The following is a 4,670-nucleotide window of genomic DNA, read 5'->3' on the forward strand; positions in this document are numbered from 1 at the left end:
GGGTTTTTACTTTCTCTTGTTGTTATGATTAATGTACGTTAAAAGAGCAAGAATGAATGTTCCAAAAAGGAGCATGATCGTTATTGCGTCTTTTACTTCCATGGCTTCACCTCCTTTCGAAGGGAAACCATGCCCACCCAAGATTCAATTGTAGTTATATTTTACCTTTTTCCACATCCACGTACAAGTGTTCTTATAGTTTTGAACTTACAGTTTGAACATGGTATTAATGCAATTCACATACCTTCCAAATAACGTTCCCGTATTTCACGACACGAGCCAGCCTTAGATAGCTCTTATCTTAGGCTGGCTCGTCCGTTGTCTAACCTCCATCCATTATTATACATCTGGCAATCAAGGGGCGAAAGCTCAGGCGTGAATACTTTGTTATAGGATCTCTGCGGCATCATAAAATCACTTCAAATTAACGCTCTTCTGAATGTAATATCTGATCGTTTACAAACGCTTTAATGAAGAATAGTTCATCTCCAATAGGCTTCCTTTTATTTTCATTTTCAAAAGTCTTTAATGATTCCTCTAATGAAGTTGAATTTGCGGCTTTACTGGACGATCTTAGCTCTTTCCAGAACAAATCCATTTCTTCGATATCACAAATCGATTCATGACCAGCAATAAAGTGACTCGCATCGAATTTCTGAATATCTTCTATCATTGGCTCTAAATGAGACTTTTTATAGTGAAATAAAGAATTTTTGGTTGTACCATAAAAACTATCTCCAAGGAAAATTGCTTTTTCATCGGGAACATAAACAATGGTTGAATCATCAGTATGAGTGCTTCTGATTCTCTCAATAACACAAATCTTATTTCCTAAGTCAAGAACGAGAGACCCATCAAAAACAATATCTGAAGAATTTAATTTGAACACATCCCTATTTGGCACTTCATTCTTGATAATCTCCACACACAGTGAATCCATCTTCTTAGCATCTACATATTCTTGAAGAGAGTGATCGTCAAAAGAATAGTTTCGCCACGTATTCAATAATTGATCGGTAAGGCTATTCACAATAATCGTTGCATTATACTCATTCATCCCCAAAAAGTGATCCCAATGTGCATGTGTGATTACCAAATACTTAACCGGAGGTACGTTTAATTTCTCGATTTCATTTAAAAAATCCCTAGCATGCTGAACAGAATTTCCAGCGTCGATGACTAGACTATATTTTTCTCCACAAACCAACCCTAATGTCGGTCTTTCTTTCTCGTTTTGGTTAGATAAATAATAAATGGAATCACTCAATTTATTTAACATACAATATCCCCTCTTTTAAGAACTTTCGTTTCTCACGAGTCTCTTCATCACAATTTTTCATTGGTACCACCCCCACCCATTTAGTTATATTTTACAATTATAGCATCTCACAAATGATATAGAAGGTAATAAACAATTATAACTAAACAGTACGTAAGCTTAATAAAATAAGCAGGCTGCGGTAGCCTGCTCAACAAGATGTGTTATAAAATTATTGTTGCTTTACCTTATCAACCGAAAAAGAAATCAAGAACATTCGAGCCAGCCGATGATTTTTTATTGTAAAATTCGGAATACCCGCAATTTGCACAGTACACGACTATAAATTGATTGTGCTGAATATCGAACATTTTGGATAGCCCTGTGCCGGTCATCGCTACTTCTTTCGTCCTTGCGTCTCTGCTTCCGCATTTGATGCATCCTTTTTCACTCATACATCTGTCACTCCCCAACATGTTATGTTTCTTCGTACGTTTCCAATGCATATAAGGTTGCGAAAAAACAGAATGAATCTATTTTCAATTAGGCTGGGTCGTTAGTTGTGTGCTGTATCTTCCTCGATCGATTATATATCTGACAATAAGGAGGCGAAAGCCCTGATGCGTGAATATAACGTGGTACTTTGTAAAAACCAATGAAAAAAGCTCCCGTCACGAGAGCTTTCCATTCCATTCACCGGAGGCGGGAGTACAATGAACGTCCGAGGAAAAGGCCTCCAATAGCATAAACAACTGACACCCAGATTCCACTCTCGCTCGTAGCTAAATACGAAGGAATTGAGATATTTATTGTGACCTTCAGAGCAACAAGCAAGATGATTGCTCCAACTATTCCGAATATCTTCATGCCCGACCCGATTTTTCCTCGTTTATTGAGTTTTAGCATCCATCCTTGAAACACTCCGGCTAAGATACCCAATATAGTTCCTGATAGTAGCAAAATCCACTCTTTCGCTCCAATGCCATTCATCGTGAGCGCCCACACAACTCCGGCAATCAGCAGCAACAATCCGACGAGAAATATGCTATCTAACCTTTTCATGACACTACAACTCCTTTATGAAATTTGTAATAAACCACACCTGCCAGCCGTTAATAAATCTTCTTCAACAGCTCAATAACTTCATCTAGGGTGAGGCCAAAGGATTTGTAGTATGAAGTGTCGTTAACCATTTGCTTCAAAACCATTTCGTTGCGTATTTGCTGTATTTCGTCGGATGTGAATTCGGCTACGAAACACCCTTTACCTGTTACTGTATTTATCAAACCACTTCGTTCGAGTTCTTCCCAAGCTTTCTTTACGGTAATGACACTAACACGAAGCTCCAAGGCTGCTTGTCGAATTGGTGGCAAACAATAACCGCTCTCTAATTCGCCTTTCAAAATTTGGGCGCTGATTTGTTCGAAAAGCTGCTGATAAATCGGCTTTTCAGATGTGTTCGAAATAGATACGTTCATTGGATCTCCACTTTTAGGAACCGTCTAACCGCAATTTGATAAGCAATCATAGTGAATGCAATAAATATCACGATTCCTGCAATCAAGATGGAAATTTGAAGCGTCATATTGTGGGCACCACTGCCATTGAAAGTGTCTGACACAAAAGAATTCTGGACTCCGAGCCATTGTGCAACTCCGGCAAAAAGCATAGCAGCCGAAATGGATGCCAAGGCTGCCCCGCCATATTTATACGCCGTCTTGTAATACATGGAAATAAAGATAATATTGAAGATCGCGAGCATAACAAAACATAGACCCCAGAAACCCATGTGCGGTGCGAAGAAATAGTGGGTCAGATTCGGATATAAGCGAAGATTTATCATACCGAAGATCATTGCACTAACCATATGCAATAATTCCAGAATGACTATAACGAGTATCCTTGCTTTCACCATGTCACTTCTCGTTACCGGCATCATACTGGTAAACATCAAATCGTTCTGAGTTCTATATCCGCCAAATATATTCGGGATCGTTATCCAGCAAAAATACAGAATGACGATAAAATATAACCAACCAGGAACGAGCATTAAGGCGCCCAGAATCAGAGGCATTATAAAAAACATAGGATGGACGCCTAATTTTAAATCCTTCATCACTAAGTTATACATGCACATCCTCCTTTTTCGCGAAATAAATCATGACTTCCTCAAGACTCGGTGTGATTGCTTGAATATCGGAAGTTGGTTCGAAGTCTTTGGTGTGGATCAATCCTGAAAAGCCGAAGGAATTTACTTTGTAGGAAATCAACTTTTCTTTCACCTGATCCAGCTGAATTTTGCTACCATTCAGTAGGCGATATGACGCAATAAATTCATCTTTCTCAGAGCTGTTGATAATCTGTCCGTTTTCGATAAAAGTAATAAAATCGGCGCATTTCTCCAAGTCAGATGTAATATGAGTGGAGAAAAGAATACTGATTTCTCCATCTACTACGAGCTCTTGAAAAATATCCAACAAATCATCTCTTGCGACCGGATCGAGTCCGCTTGTTGGTTCATCAAGGATAAGAAGCTTTGCACCATGGGACAAGGCAAGGGCCAAACTGTACTTCACTTTCATTCCCGTCGACAATTCGATGATTTTTTTGTTTTCATCCAATTTAAATCTTCTCAAATAGCGGGAATAGGTTTCATCATCCCAATTCGTATAGAATTTTTTAATCACATCGGTCACCGTTTTGATTTTGCTTCGAGTATAAAAATCGATGCCGCCGAATGCGTATCCGATTTCTTGTTTCAATTCGATTTCGTGTTCGGCAATGTTTTTGCCCAAAATACGGACTTCACCGCTGTCAATTTGAATCATATTCAGGATCGATTTTATTGTGGTTGTCTTTCCTGCGCCATTGGCACCGATAAATCCCATAATATAACCCTTTTCCAATTGAAACGACACATCTTTTAACTGAAAATTTTGAAACTTCTTGTTTACGTTTCGAATGTCTAATGCCAGCATACAGGACCTCCTCATCAAATTGTGTATGTCGTGTATGCACAATATAACACAGGAAATTTCTAGAAGTCAATTACTTCGTGGCCTAATTTACGGAATTTATTTTTAGCAATTTTTCAACTATCCTAAGAATCCCTTCCCGGGTCAAAACAGTCTTGTTATTTTTCCCGCTCTACCTACGGCGAGAGCAATCACCTCGGTCACCGATGCTCCTCCCCACATACAAAAAAGCCTGCAATATTAATTGCAGACTCCTTAACTCTAGTAGATTCAGTTCAATGTGAAACATCAAATCACTTGATCTTTAGAGGTATGGTAAACTAAGGTATTATTCTGTATGGATCTTAGACAATTGGACTTCGAGGTTCTCTCATTTTAAACTTTTTTAATTGCTGCTTTACTTTTATGATTATATATAAGATAACAGAGATACAAAT

The 4,670-nt window shown here is 38.4% G+C and carries 7 protein-coding genes; all 7 read right to left on the minus strand.

All coding sequences use genetic code 11. From position 1 onward, the window contains the following. Positions 1 to 6 precede the first annotated feature (6 nt). Positions 7 to 102, minus strand: coding sequence for a competence inhibitor ComI (gene comI / locus BBG47_RS29670; protein ID WP_021255831.1), 96 nt, complete (start codon positions 100 to 102; stop codon positions 7 to 9). A 322-nt stretch (positions 103 to 424) separates the two neighbouring features. Beyond that, complete coding sequence (locus BBG47_RS27100) at positions 425 to 1,279, minus strand: MBL fold metallo-hydrolase (protein ID WP_065294334.1); 855 nt, start codon at positions 1,277 to 1,279, stop codon at positions 425 to 427. 230 nt (positions 1,280 to 1,509) lie between these two features. Beyond that, positions 1,510 to 1,713 (minus strand): zinc ribbon domain-containing protein, encoded by a 204-nt coding sequence (locus BBG47_RS27105; RefSeq protein WP_021260544.1) that lies wholly within the window; start codon positions 1,711 to 1,713, stop codon positions 1,510 to 1,512. Between the two features lie 238 nt (positions 1,714 to 1,951). After that, entirely contained in the window at positions 1,952 to 2,320 is a 369-nt protein-coding gene (locus BBG47_RS27110) for a hypothetical protein (RefSeq protein WP_065294335.1), read from the minus strand. Between the two features lie 50 nt (positions 2,321 to 2,370). Continuing rightward, on the minus strand, positions 2,371 to 2,736 hold the full coding sequence (locus BBG47_RS27115) for a GntR family transcriptional regulator (protein ID WP_065294336.1): 366 nt from the start codon (positions 2,734 to 2,736) through the stop codon (positions 2,371 to 2,373). Beyond that, the gene (locus BBG47_RS27120; protein WP_065294337.1) at positions 2,733 to 3,389 is read right to left on the minus strand and encodes an ABC-2 transporter permease; all 657 of its coding nucleotides are present in this window, start codon (positions 3,387 to 3,389) and stop codon (positions 2,733 to 2,735) included. Before BBG47_RS27120 ends, BBG47_RS27115 begins: the two co-directional genes overlap by 4 nt. Continuing rightward, on the minus strand, positions 3,382 to 4,236 hold the full coding sequence (locus BBG47_RS27125) for an ABC transporter ATP-binding protein (protein ID WP_065294338.1): 855 nt from the start codon (positions 4,234 to 4,236) through the stop codon (positions 3,382 to 3,384). Before BBG47_RS27125 ends, BBG47_RS27120 begins: the two co-directional genes overlap by 8 nt. Positions 4,237 to 4,670: the final 434 nt, after the last annotated feature.

It is taken from the genome of Paenibacillus sp. KS1 (assembly GCF_001680695.1).
In the GTDB taxonomy this organism is placed as follows: domain Bacteria; phylum Bacillota; class Bacilli; order Paenibacillales; family Paenibacillaceae; genus Paenibacillus_B; species Paenibacillus_B suaedae.